At 47.9% G+C, this 23,074-nt stretch carries 22 protein-coding genes and 2 pseudogenes; 2 read left to right on the top strand and 22 right to left on the bottom strand.

The annotated features are described in order from the left end of the window. Positions 1 to 125: 125 nt before the first annotated feature. On the bottom strand, positions 126 to 1,496 hold the full coding sequence (locus tag D7M11_RS30320) for a flavin monoamine oxidase family protein (RefSeq protein WP_120751025.1): 1,371 nt from the start codon (positions 1,494 to 1,496) through the stop codon (positions 126 to 128). A 292-nt stretch (positions 1,497 to 1,788) separates the two neighbouring features. Between D7M11_RS30320 and D7M11_RS30315 the strand changes: the two genes are divergently transcribed. After that, positions 1,789 to 2,796, top strand: coding sequence for an aminoglycoside phosphotransferase family protein (locus D7M11_RS30315; RefSeq protein WP_120751024.1), 1,008 nt, complete (start codon positions 1,789 to 1,791; stop codon positions 2,794 to 2,796). On the opposite strand, the gene D7M11_RS38195 is transcribed toward D7M11_RS30315, so the two are convergent. Genes D7M11_RS38195 through D7M11_RS30300 form a run of 3 tightly spaced genes read right to left on the bottom strand, consistent with a single transcriptional unit; the run spans position 2,778 to position 3,836 of the window. After that, on the bottom strand, positions 2,778 to 3,119 hold the full coding sequence (locus tag D7M11_RS38195; protein WP_120751023.1) for an FtsZ/tubulin family protein: 342 nt from the start codon (positions 3,117 to 3,119) through the stop codon (positions 2,778 to 2,780). The genes D7M11_RS30315 and D7M11_RS38195 overlap by 19 nt on opposite strands. Further along, on the bottom strand, positions 3,092 to 3,595 hold the full coding sequence (locus D7M11_RS30305; protein WP_120751022.1) for an FtsZ/tubulin family protein: 504 nt from the start codon (positions 3,593 to 3,595) through the stop codon (positions 3,092 to 3,094). The genes D7M11_RS38195 and D7M11_RS30305 overlap by 28 nt, the downstream gene beginning before the upstream one ends. Then, positions 3,579 to 3,836, bottom strand: a complete 258-nt coding sequence (locus D7M11_RS30300) for a MerR family transcriptional regulator (RefSeq protein ID WP_120751021.1) — start codon at positions 3,834 to 3,836, stop codon at positions 3,579 to 3,581. Before D7M11_RS30300 ends, D7M11_RS30305 begins: the two co-directional genes overlap by 17 nt. A gap of 330 nt (positions 3,837 to 4,166) precedes the next feature. Between D7M11_RS30300 and D7M11_RS30295 the strand changes: the two genes are divergently transcribed. Next, entirely contained in the window at positions 4,167 to 4,574 is a 408-nt protein-coding gene (locus D7M11_RS30295) for a hypothetical protein (RefSeq protein ID WP_120751020.1), read from the top strand. Between the two features lie 135 nt (positions 4,575 to 4,709). On the opposite strand, the gene D7M11_RS30290 is transcribed toward D7M11_RS30295, so the two are convergent. The 18 genes and pseudogenes from D7M11_RS30290 to D7M11_RS30200 form a co-directional block, all read right to left on the bottom strand. Continuing rightward, complete coding sequence (locus tag D7M11_RS30290; RefSeq protein WP_240041372.1) at positions 4,710 to 5,357, bottom strand: DUF4386 domain-containing protein; 648 nt, start codon at positions 5,355 to 5,357, stop codon at positions 4,710 to 4,712. A 74-nt stretch (positions 5,358 to 5,431) separates the two neighbouring features. Then, positions 5,432 to 7,495: a winged helix-turn-helix domain-containing protein gene (locus tag D7M11_RS30285; RefSeq protein WP_240041371.1), complete on the bottom strand. Its 2,064-nt coding sequence runs from the start codon at positions 7,493 to 7,495 to the stop codon at positions 5,432 to 5,434. Positions 7,496 to 7,656: 161 nt separating this feature from the next. Continuing rightward, on the bottom strand, positions 7,657 to 7,893 hold the full coding sequence (locus tag D7M11_RS30280) for a MarR family transcriptional regulator (protein ID WP_120751018.1): 237 nt from the start codon (positions 7,891 to 7,893) through the stop codon (positions 7,657 to 7,659). A gap of 191 nt (positions 7,894 to 8,084) precedes the next feature. After that, a complete protein-coding gene (locus tag D7M11_RS30275) occupies positions 8,085 to 8,768 on the bottom strand; it encodes a stalk domain-containing protein (RefSeq protein WP_158606918.1) in 684 nt (227 codons plus the stop codon). 202 nt (positions 8,769 to 8,970) lie between these two features. After that, positions 8,971 to 9,756 (bottom strand): class I SAM-dependent methyltransferase, encoded by a 786-nt coding sequence (locus D7M11_RS30270; RefSeq protein ID WP_120751078.1) that lies wholly within the window; start codon positions 9,754 to 9,756, stop codon positions 8,971 to 8,973. 48 nt (positions 9,757 to 9,804) lie between these two features. Beyond that, on the bottom strand, positions 9,805 to 10,998 hold the full coding sequence (locus D7M11_RS30265; protein WP_120751016.1) for an RNA polymerase sigma factor: 1,194 nt from the start codon (positions 10,996 to 10,998) through the stop codon (positions 9,805 to 9,807). 209 nt (positions 10,999 to 11,207) lie between these two features. Beyond that, positions 11,208 to 12,527, bottom strand: a complete 1,320-nt coding sequence (locus D7M11_RS30260; protein WP_120751015.1) for an ABC transporter substrate-binding protein — start codon at positions 12,525 to 12,527, stop codon at positions 11,208 to 11,210. 63 nt (positions 12,528 to 12,590) lie between these two features. Continuing rightward, complete coding sequence (locus tag D7M11_RS30255; protein ID WP_205127134.1) at positions 12,591 to 14,633, bottom strand: hypothetical protein; 2,043 nt, start codon at positions 14,631 to 14,633, stop codon at positions 12,591 to 12,593. A gap of 149 nt (positions 14,634 to 14,782) precedes the next feature. Beyond that, entirely contained in the window at positions 14,783 to 15,682 is a 900-nt protein-coding gene (locus D7M11_RS30250; RefSeq protein ID WP_240041374.1) for an AraC family transcriptional regulator, read from the bottom strand. Between the two features lie 116 nt (positions 15,683 to 15,798). Continuing rightward, positions 15,799 to 16,725, bottom strand: coding sequence for a phosphotransferase family protein (locus D7M11_RS30245; protein ID WP_120751012.1), 927 nt, complete (start codon positions 16,723 to 16,725; stop codon positions 15,799 to 15,801). A 406-nt stretch (positions 16,726 to 17,131) separates the two neighbouring features. Continuing rightward, complete coding sequence (locus D7M11_RS30235; RefSeq protein WP_120751077.1) at positions 17,132 to 17,743, bottom strand: histidine phosphatase family protein; 612 nt, start codon at positions 17,741 to 17,743, stop codon at positions 17,132 to 17,134. A 52-nt stretch (positions 17,744 to 17,795) separates the two neighbouring features. Next, positions 17,796 to 18,266, bottom strand: a complete 471-nt coding sequence (locus tag D7M11_RS30230; protein WP_158606917.1) for an NUDIX domain-containing protein — start codon at positions 18,264 to 18,266, stop codon at positions 17,796 to 17,798. A gap of 356 nt (positions 18,267 to 18,622) precedes the next feature. Then, on the bottom strand, positions 18,623 to 19,429 hold the full coding sequence (locus D7M11_RS30225; RefSeq protein ID WP_120751009.1) for a class I SAM-dependent methyltransferase: 807 nt from the start codon (positions 19,427 to 19,429) through the stop codon (positions 18,623 to 18,625). A gap of 216 nt (positions 19,430 to 19,645) precedes the next feature. Next, positions 19,646 to 20,278: pseudogene (locus tag D7M11_RS30220) on the bottom strand (RNA-guided endonuclease TnpB family protein); the annotation flags it as partial. Between the two features lie 322 nt (positions 20,279 to 20,600). After that, on the bottom strand, positions 20,601 to 21,149 hold the full coding sequence (locus D7M11_RS30215) for a hypothetical protein (protein ID WP_120751008.1): 549 nt from the start codon (positions 21,147 to 21,149) through the stop codon (positions 20,601 to 20,603). A 253-nt stretch (positions 21,150 to 21,402) separates the two neighbouring features. Then, the gene (locus tag D7M11_RS30210; protein WP_158606916.1) at positions 21,403 to 21,906 is read right to left on the bottom strand and encodes a DinB family protein; all 504 of its coding nucleotides are present in this window, start codon (positions 21,904 to 21,906) and stop codon (positions 21,403 to 21,405) included. A 64-nt stretch (positions 21,907 to 21,970) separates the two neighbouring features. Beyond that, positions 21,971 to 22,609: pseudogene (locus tag D7M11_RS30205) on the bottom strand (NADPH-dependent F420 reductase); the annotation flags it as partial. A 38-nt stretch (positions 22,610 to 22,647) separates the two neighbouring features. Further along, on the bottom strand, positions 22,648 to 23,046 hold the full coding sequence (locus D7M11_RS30200) for a MerR family transcriptional regulator (protein WP_240041370.1): 399 nt from the start codon (positions 23,044 to 23,046) through the stop codon (positions 22,648 to 22,650). Between the last annotated feature and the right edge of the window lie 28 nt (positions 23,047 to 23,074).

Genomic DNA, 23,074 nt, shown 5'->3' with positions numbered 1-23,074 from the left:
TCTCCTCCGATCGTTTAATGAGGCTGCCGACTGCTACCGTGGTGGCCTCATGATATGGATTAAGGAACAATTTCAAATACGGTACCTTGATGAAAATCATCCCTTCAGCTATGCCTAGAAACAATTCATAAGCTGTTACTGGAAACAATTTGATTTACTGTTCGTAACGCAGAAGAGATCGCACCTTCAATCCAACCGGGAAAAAGACTAGTATGATCGCCAGCAAAGTAAATTCTACCCTGTTCGGAAAACAGTGTTGGGAGCATTCGAATCATCTGTTTCGGCTGATACCAAGCATACGCACCTCGGGAGTAAGGATTATGATCCCAAGAAAAGACCATTCCACCTTCATAATGATTCGACAATTCAGGAAACACCTGTTTCATTTCTGATATAGCTGAATTAATAGTACCAGCTCTAGATAGTTCTCGCGCCGATTCACCGGAAGAGTAGGAACAAATTAACCCCCTCTTTGATGTCGTTTGAGTGAAGGTAGCATCAAGCAACCATCCAATTTTCAGATCTGTATTTACTGTAGCGAAGGAACTTAAGTTACGCCAGAATCTAGTTCGGCTTTGTATGACGGTACGCGTAACGGAGGTAGAGAGTTGATTTTGAATGACCTCATTTTTTTCTTTGCTAAGTGGCGGAGAAAAATGAATGGTACGCAGGACTGTAGAGGGAATGGCCAGAACGACCCGATCACAGCTGATCGTGAAAACTTCGCCTGAATGAATAAATTGGATCGTTACTTCTTTATTGCTTTGTTCGATATGCGTCACAGCACATCCATAACTGATAGTTGAGCCAATTGTAAGGGCAAGCTTTTTCGGTAATTGATCCATTCCCCCTACTATAGTCTGTGTACTTCTTTCGGAACTGGCCATTTTTAGGTCAAGCAGTCGCTGTAATGCAGATACTTTGCGAATACCATCACCTAACATCTGCATATATCCAATTTCAAACAGCTTTATCGCACCCGAAGATGCTCCTTGACCTATAAGATATTGTTCCATTGTCATTGAATCGAGCTGTACCGCTTGTTTGGTGGGCCAGCCCGGCAAAAAAGGATTACCCGTTGCTTGAAGCCCCGGCTCAAGATACTTTTCCAAGATTCCCGCATATCCTAACATTCTTTCCTCGGCTGTAAGTGAAACAGGCCATAGTGCAGGTTCATCTGGAGAATCTATGATTAATCTCCCGTTGATATAGGACAAACTTCTACCCGGGACTGGTACATTTATTAATTGAACCCCAACTTGGCGGGCATAACTCAATGTGAGAAAATGATGCGCTCCAATGAAGGCAGCCCCCATTTCACAAAACATTCCGTCGGCAAATGGATCCCGCATGGTGTATATGCGGCCGCCCGGCCTACTATTTGCCTCTAATAAACGCACGTTATACCCTTGTTTCATAAGCTCCAAAGTGCAAACCAAACCCGCCATCCCTGCCCCAATAACTACAATACGCTCAGGAGAACGACCTATCGCCATAAAGTCCGATTCCTCCAAATATTAATTCTTTCGTTCACTGGCACTTCTTATTATCCTATGCCGTCGGTTAGTTGAATAAAACAAAAGAGGAGCTGCATGATGTAAGCTCCTCAACTATCGTTACCCGTTTGAATGATCTGGCCTTGATTATGAGACGGTTCCCCGAAGTGTCTAAAACGGCAAGTTTTTTATACTTCTTAGGCGCTAGGCCATACACGTATCCCCCTCTATGAATAACCTGGCTAATATCCCTATTCTCCATATGCACTCTTGGAAGAAGCGAGGTTCTCCCATGACAAATGCCTATGCCAAAAGCCGAATACGTAAAATCGTCCGCCGCTTCGGCCTAATTCCATTGCGTTCTGATCCGATCGCGTCTTTTTACCGAAAAAGCGCCATCGTCCGAGTACTGACGGGAAGCGGAATCTATGCGATGAAGCCCTTTTTCCGGAGTAATTTACTCCGCTCCGGCACAATTGATCAAATAAAAACAACTGCAGACCATGTACAACTCTTGATGAATAATGGCTTCAATTCCATGCCTAAATGGCTCGCGAGCAATTCCGGTAAGTTATGGACTTTAGACCAAGGGAGGCCCTTCTATTTAACCACATGGATAAATGGAAGAAGCATGGAAAATCAAGAAGATTTCGAAAAGCTCGGACGAGTTCTTGCCTCCTTGCATACATCCAGTCGTTCCCTTCCCATTAAAGGCCACTTTTACGATCATATCCGATTATGGCAAAACCGTGACCGTCTCTTTCGCAAACGGATGGCAAAAGCAAACCAATCGAATAGATGGACTCGTAGATGGTATAAAAGACTCGGAGAATCCTGTACTCAGTTTTCGGATCGGTCTTGGACCGAATTGAAGAGCCCGGAGATTGTAGACCTTTTGGAGAAGGAAATGATACGTCCCGCGTTAATACACAGCGATATTACTTCACAGAATGTCATTATTGCTAATGACGGACAGCTTTTCATTATCGATTGGGACCGCATGAAGTTAGGATCCATCTATGTTGACGTTGCAACAGCCCTCATGAACACGACTCGCTTTAATCCCGTTTTCATACATTCGTTGCTAAAAGGGTACGAAGAACTTTGCCCTTTAGATCGGACCGAACGCAGGATGATTTCTTCCTTGTATCGTTTTCCCCGAGAAGCTTGGTCTACCGTTCAATTCCCTAGTCGCCCTAGAAGCCATAACATATTAGATATTATGGAGAAAACATGGCTTCTCCGGTTAAAAGCAATGGATTTATTGGATGAATGGGTAAATCAGCAGAAGGAAGAATGATGAGATTCATTATCAATAACCGTACCGAATATAAGATTGGTTTTAAATCCTATTTTGTTCCTTACCATGTATAATAGTTGATCCACATCCGGCATTGTCAGATCGTCTGAAGCAGTAATATTCAATAATGCACCTGAGGTACCCTCAATAACGTTTTTATGAAGGAATGAATTTGAAAATAGCTGTTCCATTGCGACGGTTGTTTTGTTCAAACCGGATGCCTTTCCGATGCCCAGATAAGCCCTACCCTTTTTCTTAATAAGGGCTTGGATATCGCGTATATGGATACGGGTTTTTAGAATAAGTGATGATAAGTATACCACTGGTCTACAATTAGAGCCTCATGGGAGTCAGAAGTACTTTCCGAGAAATCAAATAAAAGATCGACATGATTTATAAATTCTTGAACACGGTGATTGACCTCGTTTCCCATCAGGGAATCGTTTAGTATACCAACAATATGAATACCTGATCTCCGGGCTTCTTGTGCAATAATTGAAGCAATACCATTATCGACATCGGTAAGAATAAACAAAAGTTCGGCACCTTCAATCGCTTTCCTGACGTGGTGGATTTCTTCTTGAATGCCTATTTCATGAGAAGATCCTTGTATTTGAATGGAGTTGCCGAAACTTGAGTTTGATAAATGTTCTTCTTCGTAATGGATATGTATGACTTCTAGTTTTTTATCCGCACCCTTCAAACCTTCTAATACATTTATTATATTACTTCCTACCCCTATTACCTTGACTATAGATTTTGTTGGAAGCAGATCATTTATTTCATTCGTCTTTTTCATCGAAACCTCCCGCAAGGCTTCCAACGGATCTCCTAGTTTTTATCTCTCGGAGGGAAAATCCCATTTTTTTTAGAATCAGAATGACTCCTAATTTTCCCTTCTCCATATCACTGTAATAGCGGTAATTGTTTTGCGATGTTTTATATGGGATCAATAAACCTATTTCCTCATAGTATCTGATTGCCCTAATGGAAATCCCCGTACTTGAGGACAATTCTCCTATACTAATTAACGTGTCCATTCCTATTACTCCTCCTCTCTCCTTAAATTGTACAGCCTTCCGCTGCGGAAGAGTCAAGGCTAATACATATCAGCAGCCTCGTAAATCGTTAATAATTAATTTTCATAAACACTTGTCCCTTTCATCCCCGCATCATCCAATGTATTAATGATTTCAAATGACAGAAAGACAGCGGCAGTCCGAGATGAGTCAAGACGTTCCTGGTTGCCGGCCTTTTTTATGCAAATCTAGTATTAAATGTGCTCTACTCCCTATGATTCTGTGTTCCGTTACAAATCGAACGAGCATAAGATAGGGTAGAATTTAACTTCGAATTTTGGAGGGATCGAAGTGTCAAATGAAGTAAAACCCAATCAGTTCGTAACTTTGTTAGGAGCCAATCCGACCGGCAACGAAGTGAGTACATTTTCGATCGTCAACCCTAACGCAACATTATCCCCTTTTGCCATACCCGAAAAAAAAGTATTTATTGTAACGGATATGGATATTACGTTTGGGCGGGCGGCAGCCAATAAATCTACTAGCGTACAACTACTTCTTTTTGGCGCTAATACGTTGTCGGCTTTTCAAGATGCTACAACCGCCGATTCATCCGGGACCGGGGGATTACAGGCCAGCTTAGCAACCGGGGTTGTCATTGCGAGAAACACTATATTTGGAGTTCGGGCGACTTCGGATACTTTGCCCGTAGGTGTAGTCGTTAATTTACATGGCTACTTCGCAAAAGCCGATGATTAAATGCTCCGGTAGAACCGCTGAGAAAAAGCATTAAATATGTGATAGGGGAGAGTCTTTTATTAATCTTCGATTAAACTACCCGTTCGTTGAGAAAGGCAGCCGATCGTAAAAGCCGGCTGCCTACATATGTCTTTCTTAATCAGAGTTTCTCAGATTGAATCCCCTAACGATGATCCAAATGGGAAACGCGATCTCGAATACGGCTCCTGGAACATACAGAACGGGGCCGATTTCCAGGCCGAGGATCGACAAACAGCCGCTTAGAAGCAATGCCGCATACCCGATGAAACCGATACCTGACAAAAATCGCGGAACCAGCCTCGAGCGATAAAGGACACTACATAGCAATAAGCTGCCTAAGCTTAGCACAATCATGGCCATTTGAAAGAGCAAAGCATGCGCTTCTACCCATAAATCCCCAATCTTTTCCAAGTATGAATCATTGGCAGTACCTGCGGAAATGTAATATTGGCTCAGCGCGATAAGGACAAGCGGAACGGCTGCACTTAGGATAAGCAGTGCAGACTCCATGATTCGGGCTCCGAAGTACCCCAGCGCAAACGCTTCGGAATGCTTCTTTAAAATGGGATAAAGCAGAATGGCGATCGCCGCCACCGCCATAGCGTTTATCAATTCCAAAAACGATCCGAACACCACGGTCGTTCGGTCCGGATACAAGCCGGCGAGAAAATCCGGGCGATTTAGAACCGAATCCAGAAGTCCGCTGCCTATCATGTAAACCCCCGTCGAAACCAGAAACATGGCCCCTGCCGCTCTTGCCATTCTATTCATGTTGATCTCCTCTTAGCTAATTTATAAGCAGTATAGCTCTAAGAGGATCGCGGCCTGTAGACACTTTAGTGTGGTTTGCGGGTCTTCGGTAATAAATTCAATTCGCCGGCCCGGGCGATTGCTTCCGTGCGTCTCTGTACTTGAAGTTTTTCGAAAATTCTGCGATTGTGCCCTTTGACCGTATCCAAGGCCAAAAAGAGTTTCTCGCCGATTTCCTTGTTCGAGAGCCCCTTAGCGATGAGCTCCAGCACCTCCATTTCCCGCTGGCTAAGCGGCTCGATCAAGTTGCTCTTCATCCTGTTTTTATGCACACGCTCCAAACCAAGCCGAGCTTCATGGAGAGCTGGAAGCGGCAGATCGCCGCCCAGACGCAGTGCCTCATGGTAACAGTCCGCCGCCGAATGGGTCCGATTCTCGGCTTCCTCGATTTGACCCAACCCAATCATGGCCAATACAGCCATCAGTTGCTGACCCATCATCAGGCCATTCGATAAGACTTCGCCATAGGCCTCGCGAGCGGCGGAATGATCACCGCGCCGCTGGCAAGCGACGCCCAGCATCCAGGCGGCTGCCGTCCGAACGGGGAGATTTTCCGGTCGCAGATACGCCAGCGCGCGGCGTGATTGGAAGATAATATTCTCAATTCCTTGGTTTTCGCTTATTCTTACGTCGCTAGCGGGCGCGATCAGTCCGACAAGCTCATCGGTCTTATCGCCCTGTCCCGTGTTTTGCATGGCTGCTTCGGCTGCCAGTAATTTTCGTTCAGCGCCGTCAGGATTGCCGGTCACCGCTAGCGATGCCAATGCAGCCCGAGTCGCGGCAATTAGACCGATCAGGTCCCTTACGCGGGTGTCTTGTTCCGCACCCGCCAGGGCCGCCTCTGCCGCTCGCAGTTTATGCTCGACGCCCATCAGCTTGCCCGCAAGCAGCAGAGCTGAACCATACATCACCCAGAGCGCGGGCCTGGCATCCAATTCCGCTGCAGGCAACGACTCCAGCCAGTTCAGCGAAAAGCCTGCAGCCCCGCGAAGATGCAGCGGCATTCCATTGCCTTCAAGCAGACGTGCGGACCGATCGATGTCTCGGGATTGTACGGCATGGCGAAAAGCTTCGATTTCGAAGCCATTATTTTCATACCAGTCACTTGCTCGTTTATGCAATTCAGCGACATGACTGTCGTCGTAGTTTTCCTGCAGTTTTCTGCGAAGCAGATCGGCAAACAAATGGTGATAGCGATACCACCGCCGTTCATGGTCCAAGGGTACGACAAATAAGTTTTTACGTTCAAGCTCCACTAAAGCGGTCTTGCCGGAAATTGCCGGATCGAGCACGACTTCATCGCAAAGAGGTCCGTACAGACGGTCGAGGATCGAGGTCCGCAGCAAAAAGGTTTGAACGGCTTCGGTTTGCCGCTGCAGCACTTCTTCTACCAGATAATCCAACACGAAATGATGGCTGCCGGTGAAAGACTGAAGGAGCCGGTCGGCGTTTGGATACCCCCGGATGGAGATCGCAGCCAAATGCAGACCGGCAACCCAGCCTTCGGTGCGTGATTCCAACGAGGCTATTGTATCCATGGACAGATTAAGGCTCATGATGCGGTTCAAAAAATGTTCGGATTCGGAGAGCGTGAATCTCATGTCGGCTGCCCGCAGCTCGGTCATTTGGTCCCGGACCCGCAACCGGGCGAGCGGGATACTCGGGTCCTCGCGGGTCGTCATAACAACGTGCATCGAAGCGGGAAGATGATCAAGCAGGAAGCTCAGCGCTTCGTCAACCGGTTGCGATTTTGCCGCGTGGTAATCGTCAAGAACAAGGATAAAGGGCGTCGGGATGGCTGCAATTTCATGAAGAAGAGCGGTCAAGATCGACTCTATGGAGGGCCTTTGAGGAGATTGAAGCATGGCGCGAGCGCCTTCTCCTATTTTCGCCTCAAGTGTTTGTAGAGAGGAAATCAGGCAGCTTAAAAAGCGCGTACATTCGTTGTCCCCTTCTTCGAGCGATAGCCATGCGACCCGCCGCCCGCAGCCTGCGAGCCATTCGCTAACTAATGTCGTTTTGCCGTAACCCGCAGGTGCAGAGATAAGGGTAAGCTTGCGGTATAACCCGCCGCTGAGCTTTTCGGTCAATCGCGGACGGAGAACCGCTTCCGGCCGAGGAGCGGGGATATAAAGTTTGGTGGCCATTATAGGGTTGTACATCAATTCAACCATCCTGCCATTAGCTTAAGATCGAATCAAGAACATGTATCGTACTCTGATCTTGCTCCAAGACCCAAAAATCAATAGTTTCATTGGTTCTCACAGACTTCCGCCTTTTTGTGCGTGCCGAGTGCAGTTAATCGATATAGGCCGAATACAACGGGATTAACCTGCGCCAGTCCTTCATGCAAAAGTTCCTTCAATGACTGATTTACGTCGGACAGATTCTCCGGAGCTACCTGAAGCTGATCCGCAATCTGCGCCGGTGTCTGCCATTCCGTGGTTAATGCTAGTAATACTGATTGTTGCTGTGGAGTCAGGTTCATGCTCTCTTCATCCTTTTTAATTATTTCGTTGACTGCTATTCAAGAACTCATTTTATTGATAATACGATACCGAAGCTGTAACGTTCCATGTAGTCGCAATGAGCAAACGCGATTGCCGCTTCCCCATTCTCACGAAACCTACGAAATCTATTATTTTCATCAGAAAAGTGAGGTTTACAGAACAGCTTGCTTTAGTATTCATTATTGTTGGCTTCTGTGTCACTTACAGTCTCTGAAGGAGTAACTATTTCATACTCATTGAACTTTGTATGAATAGAAGTGATCTCCCATGATTCATATGGCGAGTTCTGAGTACGCTCAACAGTGATCTCTTTTCTCCCTCCGCTCCAATGCCAGTTGGAGGAGGCCAGATCGTAATCAACAACGAATCGGACCAAATTGTCTTGTACCTTTTCTTCTGAACGAATGACGATATTTTCAATCCAAGGACTTGAACCGCCTGTTCCCCAGTATTGGTCCTCAAATGTCTTGTAAGTCGACTGTTGCAGCTTCGGAGAAAGCGTAGCGTACTGCAAAGATCCGCTTCTTGTACGCACACCTTGCAACCACAAGTCAACAAGTTTTCTTGCGGTTGTATCTCGTTTAACATCCATGAAGCGGTCAAGCTGAATTTGATGCGCTGTTTTGATATGGATAGAGGACTCAGCTTCGCTCCAGCCTAGGGTTGCCCCAAGTTTTTCCGTGATCCACCGAATTGGAACAAGTAATTGACCATCCTCTACCCTGGCCTGGTTAGGCAATTTCACACTTTCTCCATTGATACTGATCTTAAGATTACTTGAGGCAAAAATAGTACTCGACAATATAGTCAGCGCGGAAAATGCCAGGATACTGACAGCCCACTTTTTACTCATGGTCTCACTCCTATTCCATTTTTTAAACATTTTGACGCTCCGTGCAAGTACAATGTTCCGGTAATTCTAAGGTTTCTTTTTTGGTTGACCCAGTATTTGCCGCCGTCCTTATGTAAACGTAACAAGGCCGCCGATCGATCCGACGGCAGCCTCGTTTTATTTGTACGTAATAATTCTGCTGGTACTCGCCAGCGGATATAAGCTATCCCCTCTTTTCCGCAAGGATGATAAATGTTTTGGGGATCCCTTTATCGAAAACATCTGAGGATTGGTTCGGCAATTCTTCAAGAACTCTTATATATAGCCCACAGCTTGCTATGGAGGTAATGATCTCTCCGAGGGTCCAATTACGTAAAAGGACTTTCTGTACATTCTCACTTCGATCGCTTAAAAATTTTGAAAAGGAAATTTCTTTTTCCTCTATCGAAGCATCGAAGTAATTGCCCGTTATTTTATGTTTTCGGATAGTGGCCGTTGTGCCTCTCGATGATAGCAGCTTTGTTGATACTGGATGGAAATCTTGTGTAACAAGTACTCCCCCTGGGCGAAGAAGAGTGTTCACCACATGGAACAATGCGTGTAAATCCGTAAAGTAGTGAAGGATCCCATGTTCCATATACACAATATCGAAGCTACCTGTCAACACTTCATCTGGTAGTTGGAGTACGTCGGATACAATATAACGTATATGAACGTCAGCAGCGGCGGCTAGCTCTAACGCATACTTTTCGTTCTCAGTAGAAAAATCCACTACCGTAACGCTTGCCCCCATTAGCGCTAAAGCGACGGCTTTATTTGCGTTTGAACCAAGCAGATTCACGATGTTTCTTTCTTGGATTTCCCCCATATAATCGAGAGCTTTACCGATTCTTTTGGCCGGGTCGTGTTTTATTTTCATCGCGGCTTCCGAAGGATTTCCGAACCGATTGACCCATGCTTGATAGGCTCCAACATTCCATGCTTCCTTATTCTGATGCGTTGTTTCCAGGTCAATCACCGCCAGCGGTATTATTTGTCCATTTTGTCGGATGCGTTGTTACGTGTAATGCTCCTTCAAAAAGGTGATCCACCGGATTCGGAATGCCGACTCGGAACATTGAAACGCGTCCTCAAAATCAGCCGGTTTCCGGATGAGCCGATTCAAGCGGTCCTCCCCGTATTCCCGCAGTATAAATTCCGCCAGCGAATAAGCAAATTGGAACCCCTTCCTCCGCTCAAAATCCCAGGAATGATCCTCCAAGTCTTCGAACGTCGGCACATCGTCATGCTCGACCATCTTGCGGATCGAATGGCGAATATGATCCTTCGTCATCAGTCCAGCTTCATAACCGCCGAGCCCTTGATACAGCCATTTGGGTGTGACGGGATTCACCTCCTTGACCATAAGGATCGTGAACAGGTGAACGGTGGATTGCAGCACGGATTTATACGTATGAGCGGGGCCGGGATTGAGCGGCGATACGATCTTGATCGTCGCGCCGTCGATGACGCCCATGAACCAATCCGGCGCGTCAAGTTCACCGACTGCGCGGTGAAACGCATTGAGGTCGGGATAAATCTCGATCGTCAGCCTCTCGGCCGGTTGATGCTGAAGAAGCTTGGTAATCCGTTCGACGCGGCTTTCGAGCTCGCCGATCAGATCCTCCCGGACTTGCGCGGCATGATCGGAATGGACACGATCCATGAATAGAAAGGTTTGAATGAGCGAAAGGAATGCGGGAACCTCCCCATGACCAGCCAATTCGATGCGCAATTTCGCATGCGCCCGATACAGCCTATTCTTGGTCGTGCTGAGCTTTAGCCCGACGATTTCCGAAATTTCCTTCAGCGTACACCCAATATCGTAGTGCAGCGTGAATATTTCGCGGTCGGTTTCGTTCAGCTGCCGCATAGCAGAGCCGACATCGATACGAATCTCCACGTTATTCGTGAATTCACAGGACACAAAACGGCTGTCGAGCCGGCCCAGATCGACATATTTTTCGCGCCTGCGGCTTATGCTGCGGTATTCGTTCTTGAGCGTGTTGCTCGCGATGCGCCATAACCACGTAAAAGGACTGGCGTGATCGCGAAAAGCGTGCATATGTTCCAGCGCTTTGACGAAGGTTGTTTGCGTCAAATCCTCGGCCGTCTGCTTGTCGACTTTCAGTTGCAAGTACTTGCGAAGCCTTTGATGGTACCGGGTGTAGAGGTCTTCCATTCGTTCGGCAGGTTCGGCAGATGCGTGCATGCAGGTAACCTCCTTATGACGTCACATTCAATTAGACACCGGAAGCAGTAAAATAGCCACATCGAATCGAAAAAAAGGTTTAGCGAACTTAAACTTTCGGAAACGTTAAAAAAAGCCACCGCTTCGTCGGTGGCAATTCTGGTGATCCGCCAAGGCAGACGGCTGCATGAGCCGAGCTCGGCATAGTTAAACCTACGACCCTGACATTACTATCTGCCCAACGTGGCGTTGATTTGTTTATCCGCCGCTTCGACCGCTTCGCGAAACGCGGAATTGAGATCGGTCTTACCTAACACAACCTTCTGGTAGGCGTCGCTAATGGCGGATGTCACTATGCCGTTAAACCGGGTTGGAGGGATGATGGCCGCGTACCGCTTCGGAATCAAAGCCTTGGCATTCTTGCCCTGCAAGTCGGGTACGTCCGCGCCGAACGCCTCGCGGATGCCGGGGTCGCGCAGCACGGACGGCAAACCATTGCGCGAGCCTTTCAACTGCACATCGTGGGAGGCCGTTGCCGTTGCGGCCAGAAACGCCGCTTCCCTATGTTTGGCATTTTTCGGTATCGTCCAGAATATGACCTGCGGTTGGGGCCCTGCATCCGAGGCCGCTGCGGAGAACACCGGATAAGTCGCCGCATCCCAATTCAAATTCGCGCCTGCGCTTTTTCTCGGAAAATCGCTGTTATTCCGGACCGTGATGGCGATGTTCTGGTCGCGCACGAAAGCCGTGGCCGGTGCACCGCCCGTCAATATCTCAGGGGTAGGCTCATATCCCGGAACTTGGTAAAACCGGATGTAATTGTTCAGAAATTTCTTCCATGAATCCGTATCGAAAATCGCCCGGTTCGTCGTCGAATCGATCAAGGGAAGCGATAACTGATTCAGCGCCAGCTGGTTCGGAAACCACGTCTCGGCATACCCACGGTAAAGCGCACCGCCGTCTACGCGAGTCAACGATCTGGCCGCTGTATACAGCTGGTCCCAAGTCAAGCCGTCAGACAAATACGGAATGCCAAATTTATCGAAAATATCCTTATTGTACAGCAGGGACAGCGTTTGCGTGGCGAATGGAATGCCGACAAATTTGCCAGGCTCGATCCGCTGCATGTAATCGACGATCGTCGGCTCAAATTCGTTCAGATTCGTATTGTATTTCTTGATGAGGTCGGATAGGTCGGGGTCAACGCCCAAATCCATCAATTGGGCCAGATTGTCTACCGTACTGTAATACATATCAATGTTGATACCCGATGCGATCAACTCCGACGGCGAATTGCCTTTGGTGTTCTGGATCCAGTTGATTTTGAAATGAGGGTACTTGCGCACGATATCATTTCCGTAGAGCGCCATAAAATCCTCGTAAGACCTCGACCAGAAATAGTAGATCGTTAATTCAACAGGCTCCTTGTCGGACACGGATCCGCCGTCCGGCGATTTGGCCGTATCCCGGCTGCAGCCCGCCAGTATCATGCACGCAACCATGAATCCGACCACCCAGCCTAATATGGCGCTGCTTCGTTGATTCGACATTTCTTATGACCTCCCTGTTCAGTTGATGGCCGCTTGGCTTATCCCTCTACTTCCGGACTTAGCCTATGTGCAGGAACGAGCTCCTGTACACTCCGCTTCTTCTCGGCTCCTGCGCAGCACAACCATAGACAAGGGCGGGATGATGTTATCGAGCAGCTGCATGCTTGTCTCTCCCTTTTCCCTCCATGCCGCCGGACGGCCGAACGGAGTGCTGCGGCTGTATGTCATCCATCCGCTTGTATCCGGCCCGATCCCCGTGAGCTCCAGCTCCGACACTTCGTCGAGAGACGCGTTAAGCAGACAGATCGTCCGTTCTAGCTCGCCGGCAAATTCGAACACGGCGACATGAGGCGCATAACTTGCCATCATCACCGGAGGCAAACAGTCCGGCTTGCGTAGCGCACCTAGCAGCACATCGTGCAGCACGGCCCTGCGAATCGGATGAAGCAAGGCTTGCTGGTTCTCCCAGCCACAGGGCATGATGAACACCCGTTCGTTGACGACGGTCATCCCGGGACATAATAGGCTGTCATCTACACGATGCAGCCGCGACAAGACAGACACCGTCGCCGCCTCGTCGTACTCCAATCGCAGATACGCTTCCTGGCTATAAAACGGCCTCATCCTGCCGTTCGCGATGCCGGCGTAACTGCGGCCGTCGGCAATCCGTTCGTAGAATTGCGCCGTAAACCACTCGGCCCGGGCGATCCCGCATAACGAACCGAGCCCCATATCGTAAAGCGTAAACGCCGCTTCACCGTCGAGCAGCACCGCACACCGGGCGAACAGCTCCCGCAATTCCGCCTCGCTGTAATTACGCAGCACCTGCCCGGATAAAGCCACCGCCCCCGAGCAATCGACCCCGTTGTCCACGACGTAACGGTTCGCGATCCCGCAAGCGGACAAGCAGCCGGCCCAGAATGTCTCCCGGGGGGCCAGATCTCCCGGGGACTTGCCCCCGGCAGTTGCCAGCGTATAGGAAGAACGCTCGTTGACGAGCACGCCGACCCCTCTCTGCTCCTGCACATGCAGATGCATGGCGGCCACACTTGCGGCAAAATCTTTTTGCTCGCGCAGCCAGCGCTCATGCCGTTCTTCCGGATAAACTCCGTTGCCTGCCATATCGAGGATGTTCAGCGTGATGCCCTTGCTGCCGAGCAGCAGTCCGGTTTCCAATTGGAATCGTTCAAACGCGTGAGATTTGGCATAAGAGGTATAAGGCACATTCTCCAGTTCGGGATACAGCGGCGTCATAAACGGGAGCAAGGAGGCGGTCAGCCGCGACACCGCGTGAAAGTTCCACGCATATTGCATGCCGGTCGTCTCCCGGTATGCAGGCAAGGTAGGGCGAACCGCAGCCGCATGCACGCCGTCCAGCGCTGCCAGCAGCCCGTGCCAATCGCGGCCTTCGATAGCATGCGCGGCCGGATCGCTAGTCATCAAGCCCAAGCGGGTACGAGGCGACACCTGATGGACAGCGTCGGCAATCTCGGCGGCCACGTCCACCAGTTGTTCGCGGCAAGCGTCCAGCCAAATACGGCGGTATAGATGAGGAGGCCCTTCCGCGAGCATTCCCTGTACAAAATCGTCGCGGTCGATCCGCTCCACCCCGGCACGAGAGGCAAACTCGGACAAATGCGCATCGCAAAAGCAGCCTCCCCACAGCAGCGGGCGATGATTGTGAAAACGGAAATCGTCCTCGATCCAGAGGCAGTGAGGTTCGAGCTCCGCATAAGCGGCGTACATAGAGACAATATACCGCCTCCATTCCGGACACAGAGGGCAAGCGACCGCCGAGGAGCGGTTGCCGTGCGGGTCAACCATGACTTGGAACCGCTGCCCTTGCTTCAACACACCGCCGACGGATTCATGCAGCAGCGTATTTAGCGGATTGATCGAGGTCGTGACCCCGATCGATGCGAGCAGCGGCTTGGCCCGTTGGATTGCCTTCAGCCATGGCCGGGTTTCTTCCAGTGTCATATGGTTGAAATGCATAGGGTGAATAAAAAACATCACATCGTCAATTCCGGCGTTGCGGCAAAACGCCATCAGGTCTTCGAACCGTTCGCTTTCCAGCTCGCCGGACCTCATGGTATATCTCAGCATGTAGACAAATTCGGACAATCGGGACAACTCCCCTCTCAGGTTGAAAATCATTCCGCAACCTGATTATAAGAAGGATACCGCTTGCGGAACAATTAGCAGAGCATCCTTCTATTTGTCCATTTGTCTCCTCTTGTCTATGGGAAGCGAGTTTAGCGCTGGGGACGAAACTGATTGGGGGAGGAACCGGTCCATCTCTTGAATTGTCTGGAGAAATGGCTTATGGTGGCAAAGCCGAGCTTGCGGGAGATAGCCTCAACCGTCAATTCGCTATCTAACAGCAGCTGCTTGGCTTGATTCAATTTGATCTGGGTTAAATATTGCCGTGGGGACATGCCGTAAACGTGGGTAAATATTTTATAACATTGACTGCGGCTCAAATTTTGTTCCTTGGCTATGCCGTTTACCGCTCCTTTGACACAACCCGTATTCTGCAAACTGGCTTCGATGGCGTGAGCCGCATCGATCTGGAGCACCGACCCGGCATGCAGCGGAAGCTCCGCCGCCGGTTCCGGCTCAAGCGGGAGCAGCAGAGAGAGTACTTCCTGGATGATCAGCAAAATATGCCCCTGGAAAAACAAGCGATTCCGGTAGCTTAATTGGATGGCAAAGCGGTGATCCGAGTCCGGTGAAGTGAGAGGAGGCCCGGATTGCAGCAGTTCTTTGGACAGCAGTCCCTCCATCTCCCGGAAGTAGGCCGGCAGCCGTGTCCGCTGTATGCGATCTCGATCCAAGTACCGGTAAGGAGCCGCGGTGAGATGAGCGTATACTTCCTTATCGTCTATTTGGAAGTGGATGTTAAAGAAAGCGTAGCGGTCGGCCGAGCGATTGCGCGAATGATGTTTAATCCCCGGCTTCAGCAGCAAAAGCTCGCCCGCACGCAACACGATCGTCTCTTCGCTGACGGTCAATTCCCCGGTGCCCTCCCAGCAGTAACACAGCTCGAATAAATGATGATGATGCCTGGGATACGACCAGTCCGCCGATTTCACCCCGAATTGGCAGCCGACAACCTGCAGCGTATGACTCGAATTGGAAATGCTGATCTCCATGCTCACGGATTCCCCTCCTCCAAAACGTATGAAATCAGGCTCTGGGATCAGATTATTTCACTACAATCACCCAGCTCTAAAGGGTGCATAACGTAAATGAGGCTTGCACCTATCGCTCAAGCTTCCAGATTCAAAAGAAAATGACGCGTCCCTTGATAGGCATCCCTCCACCCCATCTTCGCATAGAACCGAAGTCCATCGAGTCCCTTGAAATAATAGGCGCCGATTAATCGCTCTTTGAAATGCGGAATCGTAATGCCGGCTTTCGCTTGAAAGTCTTGATACGCCTGAATGATGCCGTTCCTCGGCATATGCCGATCGAGAATCGCCAAGTCGACGAGGGAGTCGCCGTATTGGCAATTGCCATCAATGATGCCCGTAATCCGCGTGCCGTCCGACAACAGATTCCACTGGTGAAAATCCCCGTGGATAAAGCCCCTGTGCGGTTCGTTATACGGCACGTAGGCCAGCAAGCGGTTATAGATTTCTTCGAATACGTCTCTCTCCAGGCAAGACGTTCGATAAAGATCGTGCCAGTTCTCCCAGAACGTCCCCGTCTGATCTTCCGCATTCACGGCGACGACGAAGTCCTTCCAGGATGCATAAGCTCCGTTGCCGTCAGGCCCGATCCACCCGTACCCCTTCGTTGCCCTAACGTCCACAGCAGCCAGCTGGGTCAAAATTCCGATCAGTTCCGGCACTTGACGGGCCTGTTCCTCTGCCGTGCAGTCGGCCAGATTGCGTCCTTCTATCCGTTCCATGATGATATAAGCCAATTGACCGGATTTCCCTAGCGCCAAACTTTTCGGAAAAGCGATGCCTTGACCAGACAACAAGTCGGAGACATAACTTTCCGTCCTGTACGCCCCTTCCAGATCGCTGAATTTCACTACATAACCTTTTCCTTGGTGGACGAAGGAAAACACGCTGCTCAAGTTACCTCCGGTTAACGGCGTAATCTCGGCCGCACCGGGTCCAAAATGATTCCGTAACACTTCCTCGATTTCGCTTATGGCCACGTTCGGTTTCTCATAGGCAGTCATGGTTCCATCCTCCGCTTATCTACTTATTCTCGGTCCGGCAGTTATTCTCCATCCCTTGTAGCAAATTGCATGATCTTGTAATTATAACATCTCAAAAATGATAAGCAGTGTAGCAAATAATTAAAACTGACAAATACTTAATGAGGCCGCCCGGTTAATCCCGCGGCGGCCCATGTATTTGTGCTGAACTATTGTCTTTGGTTAGCTCAATATAGGCCGCCAGAACCCTTGTCTCTCAGTTGTTGGTCGGCTATCATCTGCGCATTATTTATCTTTATATTTTCCCTTTCCCGGTCAGTTTGCCTTCGTTCGATCTTGGTCAATTTCCTTGCTATGGTTTCCAGCCTGAACACAATATAAATGGGAAAGAGTAAGAACAAAATTAAAACCGGCCAATTAAGCATTATCATATAACCCCTTTTTGTAATGCATCTAAATGAGAGATATTGTTTAAGAAGTTAACTGCTCTCCCGTTTTGGGAAATTTCGATAGAATGAATAGCAGTATCACCACTTTTAAAACCAAATTCCTTATTTACCGGCATTTTAAAAAATGAACGTAAAAGACAGTTTATTACTCCTCCGTGTGTGACAATTGCAATTCTTTCCTGGATTGAGCTACTTATTATTTTAGAAAACACATTCTCTATCCTCATTCGAAATTCTATCGCTGACTCTCCGCCTTCAATACGTTCATGTAGTTTTAAATTTCTAGGAATAGGATACTTTTTAGCCTCTTCGAAAGATAAACCCGCTAGTACCCCATTGTTTTGTTCCATTAAATCATCCTCAAACTGAATAGGACACCCAACTTTATCAGCCAGCATCTTGGCAGTTTCATTTGCTCTTTTTAGTGTGCTTGAGAAAATGAAATGCGGTGGATATTCATGCTTTACTTTTTCCGCCATTAATCTTACTTGTTTTCGACCTAATTCAGTTAAAGGAAAATCAGCTCTTCCTTCATGTACGTTCATAATGTCAGCCTCTGATTCACCATGACGTATCAAAAGAATTTGCAAAGTAATCATCCTCCACCCCTTCATATAATTTTCCGGATTTTTGAGTTTAGTATCAAACAAATTCAATTAGTTTTTTATCAATTCCTGAAATCTCTCCAATGTCTGATATTCCATCCCATATAGTAATTGTTTTCGCCTCGTCGTTTTCAATAAAAGCATCTAGTACATCTAGTTCTCCCGAAAACAAAGCGCCATACTCAGTCCTCTCAGGTCCATGATAACTTGGTTGAAGTCTAAATTTCATTAAGCCCTTGAATTCAACAATGCTGATTTTTTGATTCGTTTCTTCGAATAACTCCCTAATAACACATTGCCTAGCAGTTTCCCCCTTTTCAATAACACCACCAGGTAATTCCCAACTGCTCCTCCATTTGTTATACATAAAAAGAAAAGCATCCTGACACTTTACCACAATCAAAGAATGTGTTAGTGGTGCATCGAGTGAAGCTAAATCTAACTGTTCCTCTTCTGTTCTTATGAATTCTAAGAAGACATTTCCCTTTTCATCTGTCATGATTGCCATTTCTTTAACCCTCCGTTTTCTTATGTGCTGAAACAAAAAACGCGCTAGACCCATTGAGTCCTGCGCGTTGTATGTCGCAGGATGGGAAGCGCAGAAAGCGTTAACCCATCCCTGATCTTTAGGAATGTGTTAACGCCTCTCATGATGATGAGGTTGTTTCAAAATCAAATTATACATTTGATTACCCCATTTCACTAACATAATGGTAATATTAGCCATAATATTGAAATGCGTCAAGGCTTAAATTATCCAGTCCGTTATTTCTATGACAAAGCAGACCGCTTTGCAGCAGCCTGCTCAATTTCACTATGGACCTACGCGATTTATTATAATTTTCTTGATTCAGAGATCGCTAACTACAGTTTTCTTGCTTTGATTACAAAAGTAACAGGAAGCATCTTTGCTTTTTTGGCAAATTTGCTGTTCCCCCGCGATTGGATAATTTCATCATCCGATTGCTCAATCATTTGTTCAATTAAAAAGCCCGCCTTTGCCAACGCATTCACATAGGTTGATAGTGTACGGTCAGATAAAGTTAGCGTACTTTCTTCAAGAGATGACGAATACCAGGTTTCGTCGAAATAACATTTTTTAAAAACAAAAGCATTATTATCTTCAACAACACATTTGTGTATAGGGTGAGACCAACTGAAAATAAAAGCGCCGCCTTTTTTTAGATATGAAGCAACCCGGCGAAAAGTACCCTCAAGATCGGTTGTCCAGCCAATTGCATAAACCGAATAAACAAAGTCAAAATAATCCTCTGGTATGCCACATTCTTCTTCCATGGGGGAACAGATTAATGTAGCTGAAAGACCGCACTCCGTCAAAAGTTGCTTTGTTTTTTCGATTTGGTTTTCCGATATATCCATCCCCCATAGTTCAGATGCTTTGCGTTCCCCCAAATATTGCAAAGAGTGACCGCTTCCACATCCTATTTCCAGCGTCTTTTTTCCTGATACATCGCCAAAAAGTTGGCAATTTTCTTCTGAGACAAAAGCTCCATAAAGGGGAAGTGAGGTTGCTCCTAAAACCTCATTTCCTTTTGTATCCCAAAATAAGCTGTTTGTTTCATGAATAACGCTCTTATCCATGTCGACCGAGATAGCGACAACCTCACTACCGCCTATTATGTTTGTTCTGGAAACAGAATTTTTGTCCATGCAAGCACCATCCCCAATATAAAAAAATATGAACGTTGTACTCATTTTTCACACATCTATTCAATGATTTTTGTAAATTCTGTTTCCCCTTTGCTAGCTTTCGTGACAGTTTCATTTTAATGAAATCAGAGCAAAGTAAATTTTGGGATTTATTAAGTAAAACGAGATTACCTCTTTGTTCCATTTCCCACCTGTTTTAATAATTCGACTGCTTCTGATCGTTTGGTTTTCACGAATCAGACTTGTGGTGAATTGGTGCAAAAAATCATTGCGGACATTGGCAATCATCTCATGGATCTGAGCAACTTTCTGCTTGGCTTTTCGCCAATTGGAGCCACCTTTTGTACGGCGAGCCAAACGGCGTTGCCACATCGCCAGTTTGGGTTCGAATTTGCGAAACGCTTTCGGATTGGCAACCCGCATCCCATCTGAACAGACCGCGAATTCCTTGAGTCCAAGATCAATGCCGATCTCCTTGGCGACTCGCCGCAAAGGTTGGATCTCCACCTCCGAGACGATGGATACGAAATACTTGCCCGCCGCATTCCGACGAACGGTTGCGGATAGGATTCGTCCTTCGATAGATCGGGAATGGGCAAAACGAATCCATCCAAGCTTCGGAAGTTTAAGGCAGCTTCCTTCGACGGCAATATTCCCATTGGTGTATTTGGTCGTATAGCTTTGCACAGGACTCTTTCGACTTTTGAAACGTGGAGCTTGGTTTTGCTTCTTGAAAAATCGATCAAAACTGTCTGCGACGTTTCGAACAGCGGATTGTAAGGCGATACTATCGACGGATTTGAGCCATTCCTATTGCTGTTTCAAGGAAGGAAGCTGTGTGGCACAGCATCCTGATTTGATACCAATTCGGCCACACCTCCCTTCATTGCATTCACTATGATTATAGCACGTATGTTCGCAAAAGGTGAAAACCGCCGATTCATCACCCGTAGTTTTTGCTTTTAATCAACTCGTCAAATTAGTTTGCAGCGACTGGTATTCCTTGGAATAAAGTCTAATCTACTCGATACGCTGACAAAAGAACAGTCTTTCTTTAACCTATTTTATGGTATAATTCATGTATAGAAGGAAAGAAAAGCGTACTGCAGGTTAACACCAACAGACGCTTTTCTTTGTTTAATCATGCTATTGTACAGACATGTTCAGCTTCTCATTTTTTCCGCCAAATATTTTGATAGAGATCGGTAATCGTAAGCCTTACTATACCAGGACTCTCAACGTTTTCTTTATTGGCTCCATCACTCAAAAAGAAAGAGAAGGAAAAACAATCCCCGTCCTTATAATTCAAGCCGCATTGCCCTGTAGCTTGAGTGTTGTATAGGTTCCCTTTGTATTCTGCTGTTAATTTTGCTGTTGAGGACATGGTAAAGGAATGATCGTTAATCGTCTCATGATGAACACCGGAGATAAGCGTAGCACCCGCTAAAGAATACTGTCCGCTTGATCTAAAGCCGATATCATATCCTCCGTTGTATGTCTTTTGCAGCCAGGATACATATATCCTGTGTTCCCCGTCGTTAAAGATCTCTTTTCCAATGTTGCTTTCCAAGCTCGACAAATCAACTTGAAACGAATAGGCTCCCTCTACCGGATGACCCTTTTCTGTAAATTGCTTGGTATTGTTTGCAACAAAAGCCATTCCATGAAACCATAAGCCGAATAACCCGGATGTCCAGAGAAGTACAATCATCACCGCCATAAGAACAACGGTGACGTAAAGTATCGTTTTAACTTTCCTAATTGGACCAACCTCCCCTCGTTTAATTGGAGCATTGCTATTGACTGTTTATCGTGAAACTAAGTAAGTCTCATGCTCGTCAGCATGGACATCGTTCACCGTGCGCTTATCACCTCATGCGCACGCCGTATTCCTAAGCCTGTAAACTTCCTGCCCTTACTTCAACGAGCTGAAGCAGGTCGCCGAGGCGCCTGCTCCAATCCTTATTCATGCTTCAATCCCAAACCAAATTCCCTTTCCTCATTTTTGCTATATAGATGATTTGGCCTGTGTGACTGGACAAATGTCTGAATTGATGCAGAAGCATTTCTAGAACGGTAGATTGATTGTCTAAGCCGGCACTGCTGAACGTAGGAAAGTTTAAATAAGGCTGATCCAGCAACTTTTCTGGGTTTGCTTTTATGATTTCAAGTACTTGTATAACGCTATCGTACGATTTCTTCACAAGCTCCAATGCTTGCTCTTTTGTCATTTGCAGACCGCGTTCGAATTCTTTACTTCTATCTCCAATATGCGGAGCACCAAAGTATGCAACTTCAAACCATTGATATAAAGCCCCCGATATGTGAGCCACCAAATTTGCGATGCTGTTACTCTCAGGTGTTGGCGACCATACGATATCCTCATCGGACAATTGTTCAATGGCAATGCGGTTCCACTTCTGGTCTGCTTTGTATTTCCTTAAGAGATGGTCAATCACTATCGTTGAACTGTCCAAACCCTTCACGCTCCCGCACTTTTTTTAAGTTTACCAAACGTACGTTCGCTCGTAAAGGGCAGGTTTAAAACGGTTGCGCTTCTTCCCTCCTCAGCACCCGGATTGCATAGTCGCGGCCGAACCGCGGCGAAAGCGCGGTCCAGAACGAAAAAAGCGCCTTTTCGATCTCGGCCATGGCTTCATCGCCGTCCGCGTCCACCATGTCGAATCCTGCTTCTGCGCCCAGCGAAGCGACGGTTTGCTTGGCTTCTTCGTCCTCGCCGCTCATGAAGAGCGTGACGTTCCCCCCGCTGAACTGCGGGTTTGCGAGCGCCTCCCATGTCGACGTATGGAACGCCCGCACGACGCGAGCGCCATTCGCGAGCCTCCGCACTTCCGCGTCCGCCGACCGCCCGTCGAACAACATCGTCGCATTCACGACGATTTTCCGCCGCAGATCGACCGCTTCCTCCAGCACTCGCTCGATTTCCGTGCCGGGAACGGCCAATACGACGATTTCGCCGAACTCGACCGCTTCCTTAACGGACACCGCGGCGGCGCTCGGGCCAATCGACCCCAGCAGCGCGCGCATCCTTTCGCTTTGCGGATCTCGCGAGCCGAACGTCACCCGGTGACCTTTCGTCGCCCATGCTTTCCCTAGCGTACCGCCAATATGTCCTGACCCGATCATTGCAATGTTCACGCTCGCATCTCCTCTGCATGTGTTTTGTGGAGGCTCGAACGCCGGAACTTTCGAAACGTTTACGGCGTCCCGTCCAACAGCTTGCTGTACAGGAGGATGTTGGTTTTCGTCCGATCGATCAGCTCGTCGAGTTCGCGGCGCTGCGTCTCCATCCGCGCCAAGTGGTCCGTCAGCAGGCTGATTCGATCCCGGAGCATGTCTTCGTCTCCGTCGCGCATCGACGAGCGTTCGACCACACAGCGGTTCGTACTCGTGAACGCCTTGATTTCTTCCAAAGACAATCCCAGCCGTTTCAAACATTTTAGTCCGGACAGCAATCGGAGATCGTCGTCGCTAAACACGCGCGCACCGCCTGACCGTTTGCGCCTCGGCTTGAGCAGCCCGATTTTCTCGTAATACCGGAGCGTATCGTGTCCGAACCCCGTCATCTCTACGACTTGACCGATCGTGTACAACACCCCCCGCCTCCTTTCATTCCTCATCCTA

The sequence above is a fragment of the Paenibacillus ginsengarvi genome, assembly GCF_003626695.1.
Classification (GTDB): Bacteria; Bacillota; Bacilli; order Paenibacillales; family NBRC-103111; genus Paenibacillus_AB; species Paenibacillus_AB ginsengarvi.
This window is presented reverse-complemented; position numbering and strand designations above follow the sequence as displayed.

Bases quoted from the DNA above. Each gene is read 5' to 3' on its own strand.
- D7M11_RS30320 (WP_120751025.1), bottom strand. From the start codon at position 1,496: ATGGCGATAGGTCGTTCTCCTGAGCGTATTGTAGTTATTGGGGCAGGG.
- D7M11_RS30315 (WP_120751024.1), top strand. From the start codon at position 1,789: ATGACAAATGCCTATGCCAAAAGCCGAATACGTAAAATCGTCCGCCGC.
- D7M11_RS30305 (WP_120751022.1), bottom strand. From the start codon at position 3,595: ATGAAAAAGACGAATGAAATAAATGATCTGCTTCCAACAAAATCTATA.
- D7M11_RS30300 (WP_120751021.1), bottom strand. From the start codon at position 3,836: ATGGACACGTTAATTAGTATAGGAGAATTGTCCTCAAGTACGGGGATT.
- D7M11_RS30290 (WP_240041372.1), bottom strand. From the start codon at position 5,357: ATGGCAAGAGCGGCAGGGGCCATGTTTCTGGTTTCGACGGGGGTTTAC.
- D7M11_RS30280 (WP_120751018.1), bottom strand. From the start codon at position 7,893: ATGAACCTGACTCCACAGCAACAATCAGTATTACTAGCATTAACCACG.
- D7M11_RS30275 (WP_158606918.1), bottom strand. From the start codon at position 8,768: ATGAGTAAAAAGTGGGCTGTCAGTATCCTGGCATTTTCCGCGCTGACT.
- D7M11_RS30265 (WP_120751016.1), bottom strand. From the start codon at position 10,998: ATGCACGCATCTGCCGAACCTGCCGAACGAATGGAAGACCTCTACACC.
- D7M11_RS30260 (WP_120751015.1), bottom strand. From the start codon at position 12,527: ATGTCGAATCAACGAAGCAGCGCCATATTAGGCTGGGTGGTCGGATTC.
- D7M11_RS30255 (WP_205127134.1), bottom strand. From the start codon at position 14,633: ATGCTGAGATATACCATGAGGTCCGGCGAGCTGGAAAGCGAACGGTTC.
- D7M11_RS30250 (WP_240041374.1), bottom strand. From the start codon at position 15,682: ATGGAGATCAGCATTTCCAATTCGAGTCATACGCTGCAGGTTGTCGGC.
- D7M11_RS30245 (WP_120751012.1), bottom strand. From the start codon at position 16,725: ATGACTGCCTATGAGAAACCGAACGTGGCCATAAGCGAAATCGAGGAA.
- D7M11_RS30230 (WP_158606917.1), bottom strand. From the start codon at position 18,266: ATGGCAATCATGACAGATGAAAAGGGAAATGTCTTCTTAGAATTCATA.
- D7M11_RS30225 (WP_120751009.1), bottom strand. From the start codon at position 19,429: ATGGACAAAAATTCTGTTTCCAGAACAAACATAATAGGCGGTAGTGAG.
- D7M11_RS30215 (WP_120751008.1), bottom strand. From the start codon at position 21,149: ATGGCGGTGATGATTGTACTTCTCTGGACATCCGGGTTATTCGGCTTA.